The organism is Flavobacterium sp. 1 (assembly GCF_002797935.1).
In the GTDB taxonomy this organism is placed as follows: Bacteria; Bacteroidota; Bacteroidia; order Flavobacteriales; family Flavobacteriaceae; genus Flavobacterium.
Genome location: NZ_PGER01000001.1, coordinates 5,168,628 through 5,185,790 on the forward strand (window position 1 = coordinate 5,168,628; position 17,163 = coordinate 5,185,790).

Annotated in this window: 17 protein-coding genes, 4 tRNA genes, 1 rRNA gene and 1 pseudogene; 13 read left to right on the forward strand and 10 right to left on the reverse strand. The window is 34.6% G+C overall.

Annotated elements, in window-relative coordinates; translation table 11 throughout:
• The first annotated feature begins 42 nt into the window (after window positions 1-42).
• From CLU83_RS21185 to CLU83_RS21200, 4 genes are all read left to right on the forward strand, one after another.
• Window positions 43-1,011, forward strand: a complete 969-nt coding sequence (locus CLU83_RS21185) for a type I phosphomannose isomerase catalytic subunit (RefSeq protein WP_100433433.1) — start codon at window positions 43-45, stop codon at window positions 1,009-1,011.
• A gap of 56 nt (window positions 1,012-1,067) precedes the next feature.
• Window positions 1,068-1,337, forward strand: coding sequence for a hypothetical protein (locus CLU83_RS21190; protein WP_100433434.1), 270 nt, complete (start codon window positions 1,068-1,070; stop codon window positions 1,335-1,337).
• A 73-nt stretch (window positions 1,338-1,410) separates the two neighbouring features.
• Window positions 1,411-1,484: transfer RNA gene (locus CLU83_RS21195), tRNA-Thr, on the forward strand.
• Window positions 1,485-1,556: 72 nt separating this feature from the next.
• Window positions 1,557-1,630: transfer RNA gene (locus CLU83_RS21200), tRNA-Thr, on the forward strand.
• Between the two features lie 121 nt (window positions 1,631-1,751).
• Here the strand turns inward: CLU83_RS21200 and CLU83_RS21205 are convergent.
• From CLU83_RS21205 to CLU83_RS21215, 3 genes are read right to left on the reverse strand one after another with little or no spacing between them, the layout of a single operon-like run.
• A complete protein-coding gene (locus CLU83_RS21205; protein WP_369828790.1) occupies window positions 1,752-1,940 on the reverse strand; it encodes a transposase in 189 nt (62 codons plus the stop codon).
• Window positions 1,933-2,886: a transposase gene (locus CLU83_RS21210; RefSeq protein ID WP_198512334.1), complete on the reverse strand. Its 954-nt coding sequence runs from the start codon at window positions 2,884-2,886 to the stop codon at window positions 1,933-1,935. The genes CLU83_RS21205 and CLU83_RS21210 overlap by 8 nt, the downstream gene beginning before the upstream one ends.
• Window positions 2,887-2,908: 22 nt before the next feature.
• On the reverse strand, window positions 2,909-3,256 hold the full coding sequence (locus tag CLU83_RS21215) for a transposase (protein ID WP_100429739.1): 348 nt from the start codon (window positions 3,254-3,256) through the stop codon (window positions 2,909-2,911).
• A gap of 119 nt (window positions 3,257-3,375) precedes the next feature.
• Here CLU83_RS21215 and CLU83_RS21220 point away from each other — a divergent pair, with 119 nt between their 5' ends.
• From CLU83_RS21220 to CLU83_RS21245, 6 genes and pseudogenes are all read left to right on the forward strand, one after another.
• Window positions 3,376-4,245 (forward strand): chromate resistance protein ChrB domain-containing protein, encoded by an 870-nt coding sequence (locus tag CLU83_RS21220; RefSeq protein ID WP_100433436.1) that lies wholly within the window; start codon window positions 3,376-3,378, stop codon window positions 4,243-4,245.
• A 58-nt stretch (window positions 4,246-4,303) separates the two neighbouring features.
• Window positions 4,304-4,492, forward strand: a complete 189-nt coding sequence (locus CLU83_RS21225; RefSeq protein WP_232727212.1) for a chromate transporter — start codon at window positions 4,304-4,306, stop codon at window positions 4,490-4,492.
• Entirely contained in the window at window positions 4,489-4,887 is a 399-nt protein-coding gene (locus tag CLU83_RS21230; protein ID WP_100432490.1) for a transposase, read from the forward strand. The genes CLU83_RS21225 and CLU83_RS21230 overlap by 4 nt, the downstream gene beginning before the upstream one ends.
• Before the next feature lie 8 nt (window positions 4,888-4,895).
• Entirely contained in the window at window positions 4,896-5,747 is an 852-nt protein-coding gene (locus CLU83_RS21235; RefSeq protein WP_100433437.1) for an IS3 family transposase, read from the forward strand.
• Window positions 5,748-5,766: 19 nt separating this feature from the next.
• A pseudogene (chrA, locus tag CLU83_RS21240) lies at window positions 5,767-6,786 on the forward strand (chromate efflux transporter); the annotation flags it as partial.
• Entirely contained in the window at window positions 6,783-7,511 is a 729-nt protein-coding gene (locus CLU83_RS21245) for a superoxide dismutase (protein WP_100433438.1), read from the forward strand. The pseudogene chrA and the gene CLU83_RS21245, both read left to right, overlap by 4 nt.
• 211 nt (window positions 7,512-7,722) lie before the next feature.
• Here CLU83_RS21245 and CLU83_RS21250 read toward each other — a convergent pair whose 3' ends face one another.
• From CLU83_RS21250 to CLU83_RS21280, 7 genes are all read right to left on the reverse strand, one after another.
• Window positions 7,723-8,439: a DUF4369 domain-containing protein gene (locus CLU83_RS21250; protein ID WP_100433439.1), complete on the reverse strand. Its 717-nt coding sequence runs from the start codon at window positions 8,437-8,439 to the stop codon at window positions 7,723-7,725.
• Between the two features lie 187 nt (window positions 8,440-8,626).
• Window positions 8,627-10,489 carry a peptidase M61 gene (locus CLU83_RS21255; RefSeq protein WP_100433440.1) on the reverse strand — a complete coding sequence of 621 codons (1,863 nt, stop codon included), beginning with the start codon at window positions 10,487-10,489 and terminating at the stop codon, window positions 8,627-8,629.
• A gap of 158 nt (window positions 10,490-10,647) precedes the next feature.
• Entirely contained in the window at window positions 10,648-10,926 is a 279-nt protein-coding gene (locus tag CLU83_RS21260) for a DUF2805 domain-containing protein (RefSeq protein ID WP_100433441.1), read from the reverse strand.
• 170 nt (window positions 10,927-11,096) lie between these two features.
• Complete coding sequence (locus CLU83_RS21265; RefSeq protein ID WP_100433442.1) at window positions 11,097-11,696, reverse strand: alpha-ketoglutarate-dependent dioxygenase AlkB; 600 nt, start codon at window positions 11,694-11,696, stop codon at window positions 11,097-11,099.
• 76 nt (window positions 11,697-11,772) lie between these two features.
• A complete protein-coding gene (aqpZ, locus tag CLU83_RS21270) occupies window positions 11,773-12,480 on the reverse strand; it encodes an aquaporin Z (RefSeq protein ID WP_100433443.1) in 708 nt (235 codons plus the stop codon).
• A gap of 153 nt (window positions 12,481-12,633) precedes the next feature.
• A complete protein-coding gene (locus CLU83_RS21275; protein ID WP_100433444.1) occupies window positions 12,634-13,536 on the reverse strand; it encodes a DMT family transporter in 903 nt (300 codons plus the stop codon).
• A gap of 34 nt (window positions 13,537-13,570) precedes the next feature.
• Window positions 13,571-14,002, reverse strand: a complete 432-nt coding sequence (locus tag CLU83_RS21280) for a DUF2721 domain-containing protein (RefSeq protein ID WP_100433445.1) — start codon at window positions 14,000-14,002, stop codon at window positions 13,571-13,573.
• A gap of 998 nt (window positions 14,003-15,000) precedes the next feature.
• Between CLU83_RS21280 and CLU83_RS21285 the strand changes: the two genes are divergently transcribed.
• The 3 genes from CLU83_RS21285 (at window position 15,001) to CLU83_RS21295 (ending at window position 17,000) form a co-directional block, all read left to right on the forward strand.
• Window positions 15,001-16,514, forward strand: a 16S ribosomal RNA gene (locus CLU83_RS21285).
• Between the two features lie 200 nt (window positions 16,515-16,714).
• Window positions 16,715-16,791 (forward strand) — tRNA-Ile (locus tag CLU83_RS21290).
• A gap of 135 nt (window positions 16,792-16,926) precedes the next feature.
• Window positions 16,927-17,000: transfer RNA gene (locus tag CLU83_RS21295), tRNA-Ala, on the forward strand.
• Window positions 17,001-17,163 lie beyond the last annotated feature (163 nt).

Consider the following 17,163-nt stretch of genomic DNA (forward strand, 5'->3'; position numbering starts at 1 on the left):
ACCTTTTGACACTAAAAGTATAGAAATTTGTAAATAAAAAACATGAGTTCAAAAAATTATCCATTGCAGTTTAATGCCATTCTGAAAGAAAGAATCTGGGGGGGAGAAAAGTTAAAAACTATTCTGAATAAACCAATTACTTCCAATATTACAGGAGAAAGCTGGGAATTGTCTACCGTAGAAGGAGATGTGAGCGTAGTGGCAAACGGTGAGTACAAAGGAAAACTTTTAACGGAGTTAATTAATGAGTATCCGGATGAAATTCTGGGAACGGCAGTTCACGAGAGATTTGGAAAACAATTTCCATTGCTTTTCAAATACTTAGATGCTCGTGAAGATTTATCGATTCAAGTGCATCCTAACGATGAATTGGCAAAAAAGCGCCACAATTCTTTTGGTAAAACCGAAATGTGGTATGTTACTCAAGCCGATGCTGATGCTAGAATTATTGTTGGCTTCAAAGAAGATTCAAGTCCAGAGGAATATGTAGAACATTTGAATAATAAAACGCTGACCGATATACTTGATGACGTAAAAGCAAAACCGGGAGATGTTTTTTTCTTAGAAACTGGAACCGTTCATGCTATTGGTGCTGGATTAGTTGTTGCCGAAATACAGCAAACCTCTGATATTACATACCGTTTGTATGATTTTGACCGAAAAGATGCTCAAGGAAACACTAGAGAACTTCATGTAGATTTAGCATTGGATGCTATCAATTATAAAAAAGTCAATACTTTTAAAGAGTATGCTAAAGAAATTAATCAGTCAAACACAGTGGTTGATTGTCCTTATTTTACAACCAACTTTATTCCATTGGAAAATGTAAAAGCAGTTGAGAATTCAGGATTGTCTTTTACAGTGTATATGTGTATTGAAGGCTCTTTTGAATTGGAATATGATGGTGTAATTTATCAATATATAAAAGGAGATACAGTTCTTGTTCCTGCAGCAATCAAATCATATAATTTGAAGGGAAAAGCTTCTATTTTAGAAATTTATATTTCATAGTTGGGAATAGAAAGATTATGTGTACTTTTGCAAACGCAAATTAAATAAAAAATAAAATGGCAAACGTTAAGAATTTAAAGAAAGACATCAACTACGTTTTAGGTGATATTATTGAGGCAGTTTACTTGTTTGAAATTTCTACAACAGGAAAACCTACTGATGAAACGAATGCATTGATTGACGAAGCTATTGCTACTTTTGATGTTTTGATCACTAAAGTGAATGCTAAAAATGTTGAAAACAAAAAAGCACATTTCAAACAAATAAATGTAGAATTGGAACAAACTGCTAATCAATTGATTGGTAAAATCAACGATTTGCAGTAAAAAAAGGGCAAAAAAAGTTTGATTTTTTTTGGAAAAACGAAATTCAAGCTTATCTTTGCACCCGTAATGAGTCGCCAGCGTAGCTCAGTTGGCTAGAGCAGCTGATTTGTAATCAGCAGGTCGTGGGTTCGAGTCCCTCCGCCGGCTCAAAAAAAACCATCTATTTATTTTTAGATGGTTTTTTATTTGAGTTGACACATTACAAAACATATTGAGTCTGCCAGCGTAGCTCAGTTGGCTAGAGCAGCTGATTTGTAATCAGCAGGTCGTGGGTTCGAGTCCCTCCGCCGGCTCTTTATGAAAACCATCTAACTTTTGTTAGGTGGTTTTTTGTTTTAGGGTGGTTTGTAATTGGGATCAAGTTCAAAAAATGTAATTTAGCATAAACTTCGGATCAGTAGCAAAAGTTGGGGATTATGCAAAAAGATTGGATAATCTGAATAAGAAGAAATCTATATTTCTCACTCCTCTAAACTGACTTCTAAAAGCTTTTATTTTTGCATTGAAAGATTCGGCAGAAGCATTTGTGCTTCTATTGTCAAAATAGTTTAAAATTGACTGGTAGTTAAAAGGGATCAGGAGCAAAAGTTGGGGATTATGCAAAAAGATTGGATAATCTGAATAAGAAGAAATCTATATTTCTCACTCCTCTAAACTGACTTCTAAAAGCTTTTATTTTTGCATTGAAAGATTCGGCAGAAGCATTTGTGCTTCTATTGTCAAAATAGTTTAAAATTGACTGGTAGTTAAAAGTTATAGTATTGAGCAGAATATTAAAGTTTTTAAAGCCTGATTCCTCTACATTTCTATACCAATGCGCCAGTTTGGTCATGGCAATGTGTTTGTCATTGTTGTTATTGTAAATCCCTCGAAGTTGTTGATTTAGATTATATGCTGTCTTTATATCGGGGTATAATTCAAATAACATTTGAGCCCTTTCTTTTTGATTTTCAGTCCATTTTTCGCGAGATTTATAGAGTAGATACCTGCTTCTGGCCAAAAGTTGTTTTAGAGAATCTCCATTAGGCAAGAGCTCTGGGATATATGTTTTATTCTCTCTTTTTGCCTGCAATATCAATTGATTCTCAAAATCCATAGCTTCCCATCGATGCTTGATTCTAATCTCTTGTAAAGCTTCCAATGCTAATTTTTGAACATGAAACCTATCGGTCACTTGTATTGCTTTTGGAAAGCATCTCTTAGAGATTAGTTTCATGGAATTAGCCATGTCAAGTGTTATCTCTTTGACACAGCTCCTCTTCTTATAATCAATCTTACTGATGTGTTCTATAACCTGATCAGCCTTGGTTCCAGCAACAATAGCAACTAATGAACCTTTTTTGCCTTTGAATTTCTTGTTGGTTACAATAGTATAAAGTTCACCCTGAGATAAAGCTACTTCGTCAATTGATAAATGAGTACCTATATTTTCAGGATAAACAATCCATTGATGTGCATGTTCTCGTGGATCCCAAGTATTAAAGGAACTCAAGTGCTTTTTGTATTGTCTTTGGAGCTTCTTTCCGTTTACTCCGAAAAAACCTCCAATGGTATGACAATCGGTAGCGCTGTTATCTATTAATTTCTTTTAAAAAAGCCGCAAACTCTTGAGTCATGCGGGTTCCTTTGGCAACTAAATTCCAATCTCTTTTAATAATTTCTCCTGTGGTTTTATTAGTCCAGCGACGTCTTTTGATATGCAAATACACAAACTTACCTCTTAGAGGAAAATCCTGAATAGTGATCTCATCCAAAAAGCCCTTTGATACCAGTTCAAATGTATTAAACTCTTGTGGAGGCTTAATTTTTTCCTCAAAATACAAGTGTAATATTTCTTCTGTATTAGTAGTAGAAACCACTTCAAAGTGGTCTACTAAAAAATCAGGCAGCATCAATTTTAAAAGGTCAATAGGAGTCATCTCAAATTATAAGATTACAAAGTTCTTATTTTATTTTAACATTTCCTCCCAAGGTTTTGTTCTTGATCCTAAACTTCAAAAGTGTAATATAATTGTTAAAGCATCTATAAATAGATTTTATGAAATGGATTACTAGAGAACGCCCTAAAATTGATAGAATAGCGAGTCCTTGGTTGATAAAAAATTTTGTTGACAAAGAGGCTGAATTTATCTATGTTCCGTTCAATGAGGTTTTGGCTAAAGCAAAAGAATTAGACGCTATTCCGTTTGATATTCCCAATGTAGAATTTACACATTACAAAGAGCAAAGTACCTTTGACTTCATTGTGGAAAAATATGAAATTAAAGACCCTGCTATTCTAATTATTGCTGATATTGTACGTGGTGCAGACACTGACAGGCACGATATCGCAAAAGAATCGGCTGGGCTTTGGGCCATTTCAGCGGGACTTTCCTATAATATTACGGATGATCATAAATTATTGGAAACAGGTATGGTTCTTTATGATGTGCTGTACAGTTGGGCTACACATTTATACAAACAAAATCATTTGCAGAATAGCCCTTTTGAAGATTTGCTGCACGAAGTGTACCATAAATTTTTGAAGAATAAAAAAATAACAAATAAGAAAGCGCCTGTTTGGGTCAAAGATTTGAAAGCTATTATTCAGGATCAAATAGATACTCAATTTACTTTTGACCTAAAGAAAATTTCTAATGATTTAGAACTTAATCCTTCCTATTTATCAAGAGAGTTTTCCAAGTATTTTGAAGATCTTAATTTTGGCGATTACGTTAGAAAATTACGTATTGAAAAAGCAATTTCTCTTATTCAAAATTCAGCTTATACCCTTACAGAAATTGCCTATATGACCGGTTTTTCAGATCAGAGTCATTTTACGAGAATATTCAAGCAGAGTACAGGGAAAAATCCTTCTTCTTACCGGAAAAATTCACAAAAAAGTAATTCAGATACAAAAGGTAAATAGTATGCTATTTTTATTTTGCTAACATTCATAGTTTTGTTTTTTTAATTGAAAAACAGTAATGAAAGAGAACCCAACATACACTTTAAAAGAGTTAGCATTTTATTTTCTAAAGCTAGGGACAATTGGTTTTGGGGGCCCTGTAGCATTGGTTGGCTATATGTACAAAGATTTGGTTGAAAATCGAAAATGGATTTCAGAAGAATGTATGTCCCTGATATATGTTGACCACAAAAGTCAATTTATATGAAAGCAAATTTAAAGAATATTCGAAAGAATCGGCATTATTCAGAAGATTTTAAACGGGAAATAGTTTCTATTTTTGAAAGTGGCAAGTTTAGTGTTCCTCAATTGGAAAAACTTTACGGAATCAATAATGTTACGATTTATAAATGGATTTATAAATTTTCTACTTTTAACGAAAAAGGATTTAGAGTTATTGAAATGAAAGGAAGTAGTATTGATAAACTAAAACAGCTCGAGCTGAAAGTAAAAGAGTTAGAACAAATTGTTGGTCAAAAGCAAATTAAGATTGATTATTTGGAGAAAATGATTGACATTGCCAAAGATGATTTAAATATTGATATTAAAAAAAACTACAATACCCCACAATCGACTGGTTCAGAAATAATAAAGAAAAAGTAAAATTTTCCATGAATCAGCTTTATAAAATTGTTGGAGTTAGTAAACAAGCCGTAAGTCAGTATTCGAACAGACAAACTGTTTTTGATAAAAATGTCCATAATCTAATAATAGAAGCTGAGGAACTAAGGGAAGATCACCCTGGTTGTGGGGTTGAGAAGATGTATAGTAGCCTTAAACCCGATTTTATAGGCAGAGATAGATTTGTGGATTTGTTTATGGATTTGGGATTTAGGATAAAAAAGAAAAAGAATTATATGAGAACAACTTATGCGTCATCGATTTATTATCCAAATTTGATAAAAGGGATGAGTTTAAACGCTCCTTCTATGATTTGGCAGTCGGATATCACCTATATACATGTTGGCGATAAGTTTTATTATGCTGTATTTATAATCGATGTTTACACAAAGAAAATAGTTGGTTATCAAGTATCAAACCATATGAGAGCCACAGCCAATATAAATGCGCTAAACGAAGCATTAAAAGGTAACAAAGCGCCATTAATTCATCATTCAGACAGAGGCAGCCAATATATCTGCAAAGAATACAATGAATTGCTAAAGGTCAATAAAAGTAAAATCAGCATGGCTCTTTCTGGACAAGACAATGCTTATGCCGAAAGAATAAATAGAACAATAAAAGAAGAGTATTTGGATTATTGGACTCCAAAAACATTTGAACAATTAAAAAGATGTGTCGAAAAAGCTGTAAATCATTATAATAACAAAAGACCTCATAACAATATTGGAAAATTAAGTCCGATAGAATTTGAAAATAAGTGGTTTAATGATGGCTCATTTTCTAAACCGATTTTAACTATTTTTGATAATGAAAAACAATTAAAAATCGGTCAACACTAATCAGGGAAGTTCAGAAGAATATAAAGAAGGTCTAGCTTTAGCTCAATTAGCACCCGGTCCATTAGCGGCACAATTAGCAATTTACCTTGGATTTGTACATTACAGTTTTTTAGGAGCAACTTTGATTGGATTTGCCTTTGTTTTGCCTTCTTTTATAATGGTGGTGCTATTGGGAATCGTTTACAAATTATATGGTGGATTGTCTTGGATACAAGCCGTTTTTTATGGTGTTGGTGCAGCTGTTATTGGTATTATTGTAATGAGTTCTTATAAGCTTACGTTAAAGTCTATAGGGAAATTTAATTTGACTTCTTTTAAAACGAATTGGTTATTGTGGCTATTTTTTATAGTTGCGGCGGTTATAACATTGGTTACACAGCAAGAACAAGTTTTGTTATTTGTGTTTGCCGGGCTTTTATATATGTTTGTCAAAGTGCCTCCAAAATGGTTTAATGGTAAAACGGTCAATTCTATTGTTCTATTGCAAATGGGCTTTTGGAGCTATGACAATTCCACTCTCATGAAAATTGCCATCTTTTTTGCGGAAGCGGGAGCATTTGTGTTTGGCAGCGGACTGGCAATTGTACCCTTTTTACACTCAGGGGTTGTGATAGAGAATCAATGGTTGACGGAACATCAATTTGTTGATGCCGTTGCCGTTGCAATGATTACTCCTGGACCAGTTGTTATTACTGTTGGCTTTATAGGCTATTTAGTTGCGGGTTTTCCGGGTGCTTTGATAGCTGCTTTAGCTACTTTTTTACCGTGTTATTTATTTACGATTGCTTTGGCTCCATCCTTTAAAAAAATTGCACAAAATAGATCGATCAAAGCTTTTGTTGATGGAATTACTGCGGCTGTTGTTGGTGCTTTGGTTGGAGCAGTTGGTGTTATTGCATCCAGAAGTATTTTGGATATTCCAACAACGCTAATAGCTATTGCAACAATTTTTGCTTTACTTTATATCAAAAAAATTCAAGAGCCTTATATTATTGTTATTGCAGCAGTTGTAGGAATTTTTATAAAATTAATACTATGAACAGAAAAGATTTTTTAAAATCGAGTACATTGTTTGGTGCTGCGGCATTAGTGCTTCCTACTACCAATGCGTTTGCTGAAAATTTAGCCGATAATTCAATTGACAAATTGGTAGATGCTAATGGTAATTATATTCAGCAAACTTTGCCATATAGTGAAAGTTTTCTGGAACCCTATATGGATGCAGAAACCTTGCATCTGCATTATACTTTTCATCATGGGGGAGCGGTAAAAGGAGCAAACAAGGATTTGCAAATGATTAAAAAGGCATTGGACGAAAACAATTTGGAAACGGTTGATTTTTGGACAAAAAAACTATCATATCATTTTTCATCTCATATCTTACATTCCATATTTTGGACAAATCTCACGAATAAAAGCACCTTGCCACAAGGCGATTTATTAAAACGAATTGAGAAAAGTTTTGGCAGTTTTGATAGATTAAAAGTATTGATTGCTGCAACTGCTAAAAATGTTGATGGTAACGGTTGGGGAATATTAGCCTACCAACCTTACAGTGATAGCTTGGTAATTTTGCAATGTGAAAATCATGAGAAACTTACACAATGGGGAGCAATCCCAATATTAGTTATTGATGTTTGGGAACACGCCTATTATTTAAAATACAAAAACAAACGCACTGATTTTGTTGATGCCCTTTTTAATATTATCAATTGGGATAATGTCGAATTACGATTGAATGATGCTTTGAAATTAACTAGATAGTATAAAAAAAGTTATTCAAAATGACGTTTGCTGTAATAGACAAATGTCCATTTTTGTTTTGAATAAAATTTAATTTCTTCCACTATTGTTAATGGCTATAGACTTGCGGTCTCGCCCACCACAAGCTTTAGCGAACAGATGGAGTAAATACTTATAAGCACAAAAAACCGCCTTGATGATGAGGCGGTTTGGATATGTAAAAAAGATTAAACTATTTTGTTTCGCTTTTCTTGATGTCATTCACATATTTAGTCAATTTTTTGCCATAAAGAGATTTGGCAACTTTTGGAGTCATTGATTTTTGAATGGTATCCAAGTACTTAATATTGATATCATAGATTTCGGCCAAAGCAATATATGGAGACACTTCATGATCTTTATTGTTTACTGCAAAATTGGTAGCATAAAGATATTTACGCTTGATGTTGTTTTCCTGGGCAGCCGTAATACTGTCTATTGCTACAGTGTTATTGCTTTTTAAAGCTTTGAATTTTTTCTCTATCAGAGTTAGATTTTCATCATTGAAGCGAGAGTTTATTTTTTTGTATTCTTCATATAATTCTTGATTTTTAGAGCCAGTAATTTTTGCGCTTGAAATGAATGAATCTAAGTTGGTGTCAATATTAATAGTACCTGCTTCTGCAAAAAACATGATGTTATTGTCAAGAGAATTGGTCACGCCTCTGTCAAGATACAAGTATAGCATTTCAGGAGATTTTAAATCAATATTACTTTCAAATGCTGATTGTCCGTCAATTTTGATGGTGTCGATGGCAATAAGAGCAGTGTCATTATATTTTTGAATGTATAAAGTACCTTCCTTTAGTCCTTTGATATTTCCTGTGATGTGCAGATTTGTTTTGGATTCATTTTTGTTACACGCAGCCAAAAGAAGTAGGGAAACAAAAGCAATAATAGAATTTTTCATGTGTAAGTAAATTGGTTTTTTGGGAACATAAAATGCTATTCTGCAATGTTGAAGAACAGCAATTTTAGTTTTGTTTATTTTTGCGCAAAATAAAGAAAATTGTTGAAATGAATGGTTTAATGAGAGTGAATTTCAAAATAAAATCCCATTCGCTGCAGCGAATGGGATTTTATAGAGGTTATTAGGATTATCCTTTCAGCCAAGCTGTTCTTAAAGCAGTTTTTGATGCATCTGTAGCTTCAGGACCTTCTGAATCTATATAAGGAAATTTTACGTTTCCTTTTATTATTTGTTCTTTTCCATCACGTTTGATCTTGATAGAAATTGGATCGTTTTCTTTCCATTTTTGACTATCGCTAATCATTTCGTAAATATTGTCAAGAGAATAAGGTTTGTCATTGATGGCAAGGATGATATCTCCACCTTTCAGGTCTAATGCTGTATAGAAAATATGTAATTCTTTGTTTGGAGCAACAAAAATTTCTTTATTTTCTTTGTTTACGCCAATATATGGAACTTGTCCTTTTAAAAATATACCTTCGGGTGTTTTTTTGATGACTTTTGTTATACCTACTTTTGCTAAATAGTCATAATATGGTATTGGAGTTGACCCTGAAACGTATTTGGTTAAAAATTCACCTACTTCAGGGGAAGTTAATGAAGTTATTTTTGCAAATAAATCGGCATCATTAAATGGTTTTGATACTCCATATTCATTAGATAATTGATGCATTAAATCTAATATTCCTTTTTTCCCATTACTGCTTTCTCTAATTTGAATATCCAGACACATTCCGATTAATGCTCCTTTTTGATAAACATTCAGATATTGAGCTTTATACGGTTCAGTTAAAACATTTGCGCTCATTGTTGTGAAAGGCATGGTGTCGTTCATAGCATTAGCTCCTTGTATTTTTTCGCCTATACGGGAATAAAATTCGTTTTCGTCAATTAGTCCTTGATTAATTTGGAATAAATTGGCAAAATATTCTGTTACTCCTTCATACATCCATAAATGCTGAGACATTTTTGGAGCGTTATAATCAAAATATTGAATTTCTTTAGAGTGAATCGTTAAAGGAGTTACAATATGAAAGAATTCGTGAGAAACTACGTCTTTCATTTGTTTTACCAATTCGTCTTTCGGCATCATCTCGGGCATAACAACTGTAGTAGCTGTAGGATGTTCTAATGCTCCAAAACCTTTTGCATCGGTTGGAGACATTGTAGAAAGATATAGGATAACAGTGTATCTTTTGGTAGAATTGACTTTTCCTAAAAATGTTTTTTGTGCAGTCATCATTGTTTTCATTTCAGGAGTAATACTCTCTGCGGTAAATTTCCCTGATGGTGAATAAACTGCAATTTCAATATCCATTCCATCTACTGTAAAAGTAGTGTAATCTGACTTAGAATACATAATTGGGTTTTCTAATAACTCTGAATAAAGAGGCATTTCAAAAACATCTGATGTAGATGTTCCGTCTTTATCAATCATTGATGTTGCACCAAAAAGCGCTGCAGGATGAGGTATGGTAACTTTGTATGGCATTTCTTTTTTGTCTTGAAAATAACCCACAAAACCATGTAAGTTTAGCATGAAATTTTTACCTGCGTCAATGTTTGTACCTGCTGGTGAGAAAACATCGTCTTGTCCAAAACCTCTTCCTTTTTCAGTATCGAATGTGTCGTTTACTAAGTAAGTGATTTTTACTAATGATTTTGCATTTTTGATTACCCAAGTGTTATCATCTGTTTTTGAAACAGTCAGTAAATTGCCTTTTTGGTCATAGGCTTTGAAATCGGCAATATATTTTCCGTAGTCATCAACTGAATAGGTTCCAGGAACAGTCTTTGGAAGACTATAGGTAATATCTTCTGTTTTAATTTTTGGTGCTTTTACAGTAACCAGAACTTGATCCTCTTTTACATCGGTAAGATTGATGTTGACCTCAATTTCTTCTTTTTTTGGATCTGCATTTTTTGGAGTGTTTGCTTTACTTGTCCAAATTAGAGAAGAGAAAGCAAGTGCAAAGATTATTTTTTTCATTTTGTAAGTGTTTGTTTCTGGATTAGTATTTCGAATTCCAAAAAAGTTACAAAAAGAGGTTAATAAAGTTGTTTAAGTTAAAAAAAAGCGGAAGTGTTTTTGTTTGGATGATTTTTTAAATAAAAAAAACTCCTGTACATCAGGAGTTTCAATATTGGTTAGTCCAATTTATTTTTAATATAATATTTGCCATCTAAATCTTCATCGAAATCATCGATTTTTAGAGGTTTTGGCTTTGGTTTACTAGCGATTGCTTTCTTTTTCCACATTTCATATTTTTCAGCAGGCATTTTCTTTTTCATAATTTCAAGAACCTCCTTCTCAGCTAATCCAAATTCTTTATGAATAATTTCAAATGGATTTTTTTCTTCTTGGGCCAATGCAATCAGTCTTTCTGTTTGTTCCCAGTTTAATTCTTTACGGTTACTCTTTTTCATCACGTGAAAATTAATTCAATTTGGTTTAATGATTAATAAATTTGATTTTAAATCTTATACCAATATTAATAAAAATTATAATTACTTTTTATTTTAAGTAAAAAAAATTCAATTTTTTTACGTTTTTAAATTAGTGCTATTTTTAATTAAGAATATTGAGAATTCTTTTATTAAATTACTCTAAAAGTAAGGTTTATTCGAGAGCCAATAGTTTTTGCAGTCTTTGGGATTTGATGCTTCCAGAAATGTTGTGTTGTGCCTTTCATCAACAGTAAACTGCCGTTTTCTAAAATAATATTCTTTTTTTGAGCGGTATCTGTATTATGCTTCAATTGAAAATTCCGTTCAGCACCTAAACTCAATGAAGCAATTATTGGATTCATGCCCAATTCTTTTTCATTATCGGCATGCCAGCCATTACCGTCATTACCATCTCTGTAATAATTCAATAAAACGGTTGTGAAATTTGTTTCAGTAGCACTTTCAACAAGGGATTTTATTTTTTGCAATAGGAATGTCCAGAAATGAGGTTGCATTTTTATATTAGAATAGGAGTAGGGCTTTCCTTCGTTTCCATATAAAGCCGTTAACCGTGGCTGTAAATGTTTTTTCCCATAAACCGTAATTTCATCCTGTTGCCAGGGAGTGTTTTTAAGCAATTCTAAGAAAAGAGAATCAGCTTCCTCTCTTGAAAGGAGAGCAGGAAAGTAAATGATTTCGGCATCGGGTAAATCAAAAACGATGGGTTCGGATTGAAAAAGTGAATTCATATTGCAAAAATAAAGAGAAAAATGAAATATTGAAATTTCATTTTTCTCCTTAATAATTTATTTTGTGTTGCAAAATTTAAGCTTCAGAATGGTCTTGTAGTAAAGTTTTGTAAATAAAGCCAGCTACGATAGCGCCTAAAATTGGTGCAGCCCAAAACAGCCAAAGTTGTGATAATGGTTCGCCACCAACAAAAATGGCTTGTGATAATGATCTTGCAGGGTTTACAGAAGTATTTGTAATAGGAATACTGATTAAATGAATAAGTGTTAAGCTAAGTCCAATGGCAATTCCGGCAAATTTCCCATTGGCAAATTTATCGGTGGCACCAAGTATTATCAAAAGGAAAAATAAGGTTAGAACAAATTCGGCAATAAAAGCAGACTGTAAAGAGTATCCGTCTGGAGAAAAAGCGCCATATCCATTAGAGGCAAAAGCTCCGGCTTTAGTATTATCAATCATAAATCCAGCTTTTCCGGAGGCAATAGTATAGAGTGTTCCAGCAGCAGCCACAGCACCTACACATTGTGATATTATATAAGGAAGCAATTCTTTAGCTGAAAATCTTCCTCCAGCCCATAATCCCAAAGAGACAGCGGGATTAAAATGTCCTCCTGAAATATGCCCGACAGCATAAGCCATTGTCAAAACGGTCAAGCCAAAAGCTAATGAAACTCCCACAAAGCCAATTCCTAAATCAGGTATGCCTGCGGCAAATAGAGCACTGCCACAACCTCCAAAAACTAACCAATACGTTCCGAAAAATTCTGCAAAAAGTTTTTTCATGATAAAAAAATTTAGTTAATAGATTATTAGTTAAAATGAATCAAATAGTAATCCTATACAATGCCGTTGTGATTTAGTAAGAATTGTATGGTTTACGAATTTATAAAAAAATAACATATAATTATTATAACTCTAATATTTTAATGCTGATAATCAGTAATATTGCTGTTTTTTAAAGTTTACATTCATTATTACTATGGCTAGTATAATAAGAAGTATTCCAATCCATTGTATTATAATAACATTTTCGTGCAGAAGAAAGTAAGCCATTAAAACAGAAACAGGAAGCTCTAATGCCGAAACGATACTTCCTAATCCTATACCGGTAAGAGGAAACCCTGCATTCATTAACATTGGTGGAATAATAGTGCCAAACAGCGATAGTATAATTCCCCATTTTAGGAATATTTCAAAATTGAATGGTGTGTTTACGGTGGTAATCGCAAAGATGAAAACAATTACGGCACCTCCTAAGAGCATGTACAGACTACGTTGGGCTGATGATATTCCTAGAGCCACTCGATTAGCAGTAAACATAGTAGTTGTGAAAGAACACGCTGCCAATATTCCTAAGAGGAGTCCTCTCCAGTCCAGCTGAATTTCATTTTTAAAAACATTTGTTGCCAAAAGGGTTCCTATTAAGACTACAAGCGAGGCTATAATTTTTTGTACTGAAGGGATTTTCTTTTCCAAAATCATTTCCAATAATAAACCAATCCATACCGTTTGCATTAATAGTATGATAGCGATAGAAACTGGAATGTATTTTACTGTCAGATAATAAAACACGCTTGTTAAGCCAGTAGATGTTCCGGCAAGCATCAATTGAAATATGTTTTTTGGTGTAGCTTTCACAATTACATTCTCGCTTTTAGCCTTTTGAAATCCATTAATAATAAGGATTCCAGCTATGCCTAAAATAAATTGGGAAATGGTAACTTCGGCTGTGGTATATCCTTCTGTGTAAGCCATTTTTACAAATGTGGCCAGCATTCCGTAGCTAGTTGCCCCAATTGCCACCAAGAAAACTCCTTTAAGTGTGTTGTTTTTAAACATTATTGAGATGAGATTATTTATAAATGTGAAAAAATTATTTTGATTCAACAGTAGAATGTTGCTCTTTTTCAAGTTCTTTATGAGTCAAATCGCTCAAATGCAAACGCAGTGCATCAACCGAAATATTAATCTCCCAAAAACACAGAGCTAAAGAGATTAATAGGGCAAGCAAACTGAAACCAAATAAGTAAATTCCAGTCAATTGATAATCTAAAAATAACACAAGCATTGTGAAAACAGATAGGAATAAACTCAGTACGCCTGCCATTTGCATAAAACGAATAAGAGTCAGCCTCAGGTTTAGGTTTTTTATTTCCAGTAAAATCATCCGGTTCTCCTTTTCTTTATAGGCTTTCTTTAGACCGCGAATAATGGTGGCAAGTGTCAAAAATCGATTGGTATAAGCCAATAATATTAATGAAGTAGCCGAAAACAGTAAAGCTGGGGTTTCAATATGAAGTGTCATTAATGTAATATTTAGAGTGCAAAGTTCGTTCTTTTTAAGGAGTAATAAAAACTGCAGGCATAGTTTGTAAAGTTTTAAAACGGCTGATTTAATATCAAGGGAATAAAAAATTCAAAAATCAATAGCTATTTCCCACTCTCCGTTACAATCTTGTGGACCGAACCCCGGTCCACAAGGATTTCCACTTCTATCAGGGCTATGGCATCAGGTTTTCATAAGAAGAAAATATAAAACACATACCTTAAATATATAGGATATAAGTTTTAAAAGATAAAATCTGCAGGAATCGGTGTCTTTGCTTTAGTAAATTGATCTGGTTTATACCCCATTCAAGGGCTGGCAGCTTTCAGCTAATCCCTAAAACAGGATAAAATTGATTAAATCATCAGAAAAGGCATTTCGAAATTTACAAATCGATAAAAAAGGGGGCTTGTAAATTTCGATATATCAATGTGTTAAAAAATAAATGTAAAAATAAAGTAAAATAGTTAAGAAAAGCTATTGTTTTACTGAATAAACTATCTACTTTTGCACCCGCAACAACGCGGACGTTCATAGAAATCCTGACAAGCCCACTAAATCGAAACGAAAATTTATTTTCAAAAAAGATTAAAAAAAGCTTGTGAGATTTAAAAACGGATGTTACTTTTGCACCCCGCTAAATGGGCAAAGTTATTTGACAGACTGCTAAGAAAAAGAGAAGAAAGGGGAAATAAAATTTTCCAAAAAAAACTTCAAAAAGTTCTTGCCAGTTAGAAATAAAATGCTACTTTTGCACCCGCTTTGAGAAACAACGAAAGGCGAAAAGCGTAGAGATTCACTGTAGTGAATCTTAACAAAAAAAGAGAAGACAACGTTCCTAGACATATTGAATTGACAGCCGTTTTGGTCGAAAGATCAGAACAAAAGAAATAAGAGTAATAGAATCGGAAGATTTGAGAAAAGACCACTAGAATTTGAGTCGCATAAAACAGCTTAATTTATTAAGCGCACAATATACGATGAAGAGTTTGATCCTGGCTCAGGATGAACGCTAGCGGCAGGCTTAACACATGCAAGTCGAGGGGTATGCTTCTTCGGGAGCAGAGACCGGCGCACGGGTGCGTAACGCGTATGCAATCTACCTTTTGCAGAGGGATAGCCCAGAGAAATTTGGATTAATACCTCATAGTATTATGACTCGGCATCGAGATATAATTAAAGTCACAACGGCAAAAGATGAGCATGCGTCCCATTAGCTAGATGGTAAGGTAACGGCTTACCATGGCTACGATGGGTAGGGGTCCTGAGAGGGAGATCCCCCACACTGGTACTGAGACACGGACCAGACTCCTACGGGAGGCAGCAGTGAGGAATATTGGACAATGGGCGCAAGCCTGATCCAGCCATGCCGCGTGCAGGATGACGGTCCTATGGATTGTAAACTGCTTTTGCACAGGAAGAAACAACATTACGTGTAATGTCTTGACGGTACTGTGAGAATAAGGATCGGCTAACTCCGTGCCAGCAGCCGCGGTAATACGGAGGATCCAAGCGTTATCCGGAATCATTGGGTTTAAAGGGTCCGTAGGCGGTTTGGTAAGTCAGTGGTGAAAGCCCATCGCTCAACGGTGGAACGGCCATTGATACTGCCAGACTTGAATTATTAGGAAGTAACTAGAATATGTAGTGTAGCGGTGAAATGCTTAGAGATTACATGGAATACCAATTGCGAAGGCAGGTTACTACTAATTGATTGACGCTGATGGACGAAAGCGTGGGTAGCGAACAGGATTAGATACCCTGGTAGTCCACGCCGTAAACGATGGATACTAGCTGTTGGGAGCGATCTCAGTGGCTAAGCGAAAGTGATAAGTATCCCACCTGGGGAGTACGTTCGCAAGAATGAAACTCAAAGGAATTGACGGGGGCCCGCACAAGCGGTGGAGCATGTGGTTTAATTCGATGATACGCGAGGAACCTTACCAAGGCTTAAATGTAGATTGACCGGACTGGAAACAGTTTTTTCGCAAGACAATTTACAAGGTGCTGCATGGTTGTCGTCAGCTCGTGCCGTGAGGTGTCAGGTTAAGTCCTATAACGAGCGCAACCCCTGTTGTTAGTTGCCAGCGAGTCATGTCGGGAACTCTAACGAGACTGCCAGTGCAAACTGTGAGGAAGGTGGGGATGACGTCAAATCATCACGGCCCTTACGCCTTGGGCTACACACGTGCTACAATGGCCGGTACAGAGAGCAGCCACTGGGCGACCAGGAGCGAATCTACAAAACCGGTCACAGTTCGGATCGGAGTCTGCAACTCGACTCCGTGAAGCTGGAATCGCTAGTAATCGGATATCAGCCATGATCCGGTGAATACGTTCCCGGGCCTTGTACACACCGCCCGTCAAGCCATGGAAGCTGGGGGTGCCTGAAGTCGGTGACCGCAAGGAGCTGCCTAGGGTAAAACTGGTAACTAGGGCTAAGTCGTAACAAGGTAGCCGTACCGGAAGGTGCGGCTGGAACACCTCCTTTCTAGAGCTTTAGTGTTAGCTATATGCACGCTAAGGAAAGAAGACGATCTGACTATTGGTTACAGATAATAAGATTATATTACTCTTGCTGTTAATTTAAAAAAAAAGAAAATAAATTATTTTAAATGATGAATTATAAATTATAAATGACGTAAAGGCATTTAAAATAAAAAAATTCAAAATTCAAAACAATTTTAAGAGTGTCTCGTAGCTCAGCTGGTTAGAGTACTACACTGATAATGTAGGGGTCGACAGTTCGAGTCTGTCCGAGACAACCAAAAAAGTATTAAGTACTTAGAATTAAGTATTAAGACAAAAACGTTCATAGAAACAGATTAAAAGGAAATTCTAGGGTTGAAAGATTACGAATTACAACAATTCATAATTCATAATTCACAATTCATAATTAAATTGGGGGATTAGCTCAGCTGGCTAGAGCGCCTGCCTTGCACGCAGGAGGTCAACGGTTCGACTCCGTTATTCTCCACAGGAAAGTATAGAGATAATAGTACAAAGAATTAAGACAAAATCTTAATACTTAATACAAAAATCTTGATACTTATTAAAGTTCATTGACATATTGAGATAAGAAATAATAAAAAGTAGAAAGAACATGATAGTATCAAGACGGTAGTATCAAGTATTAAGAG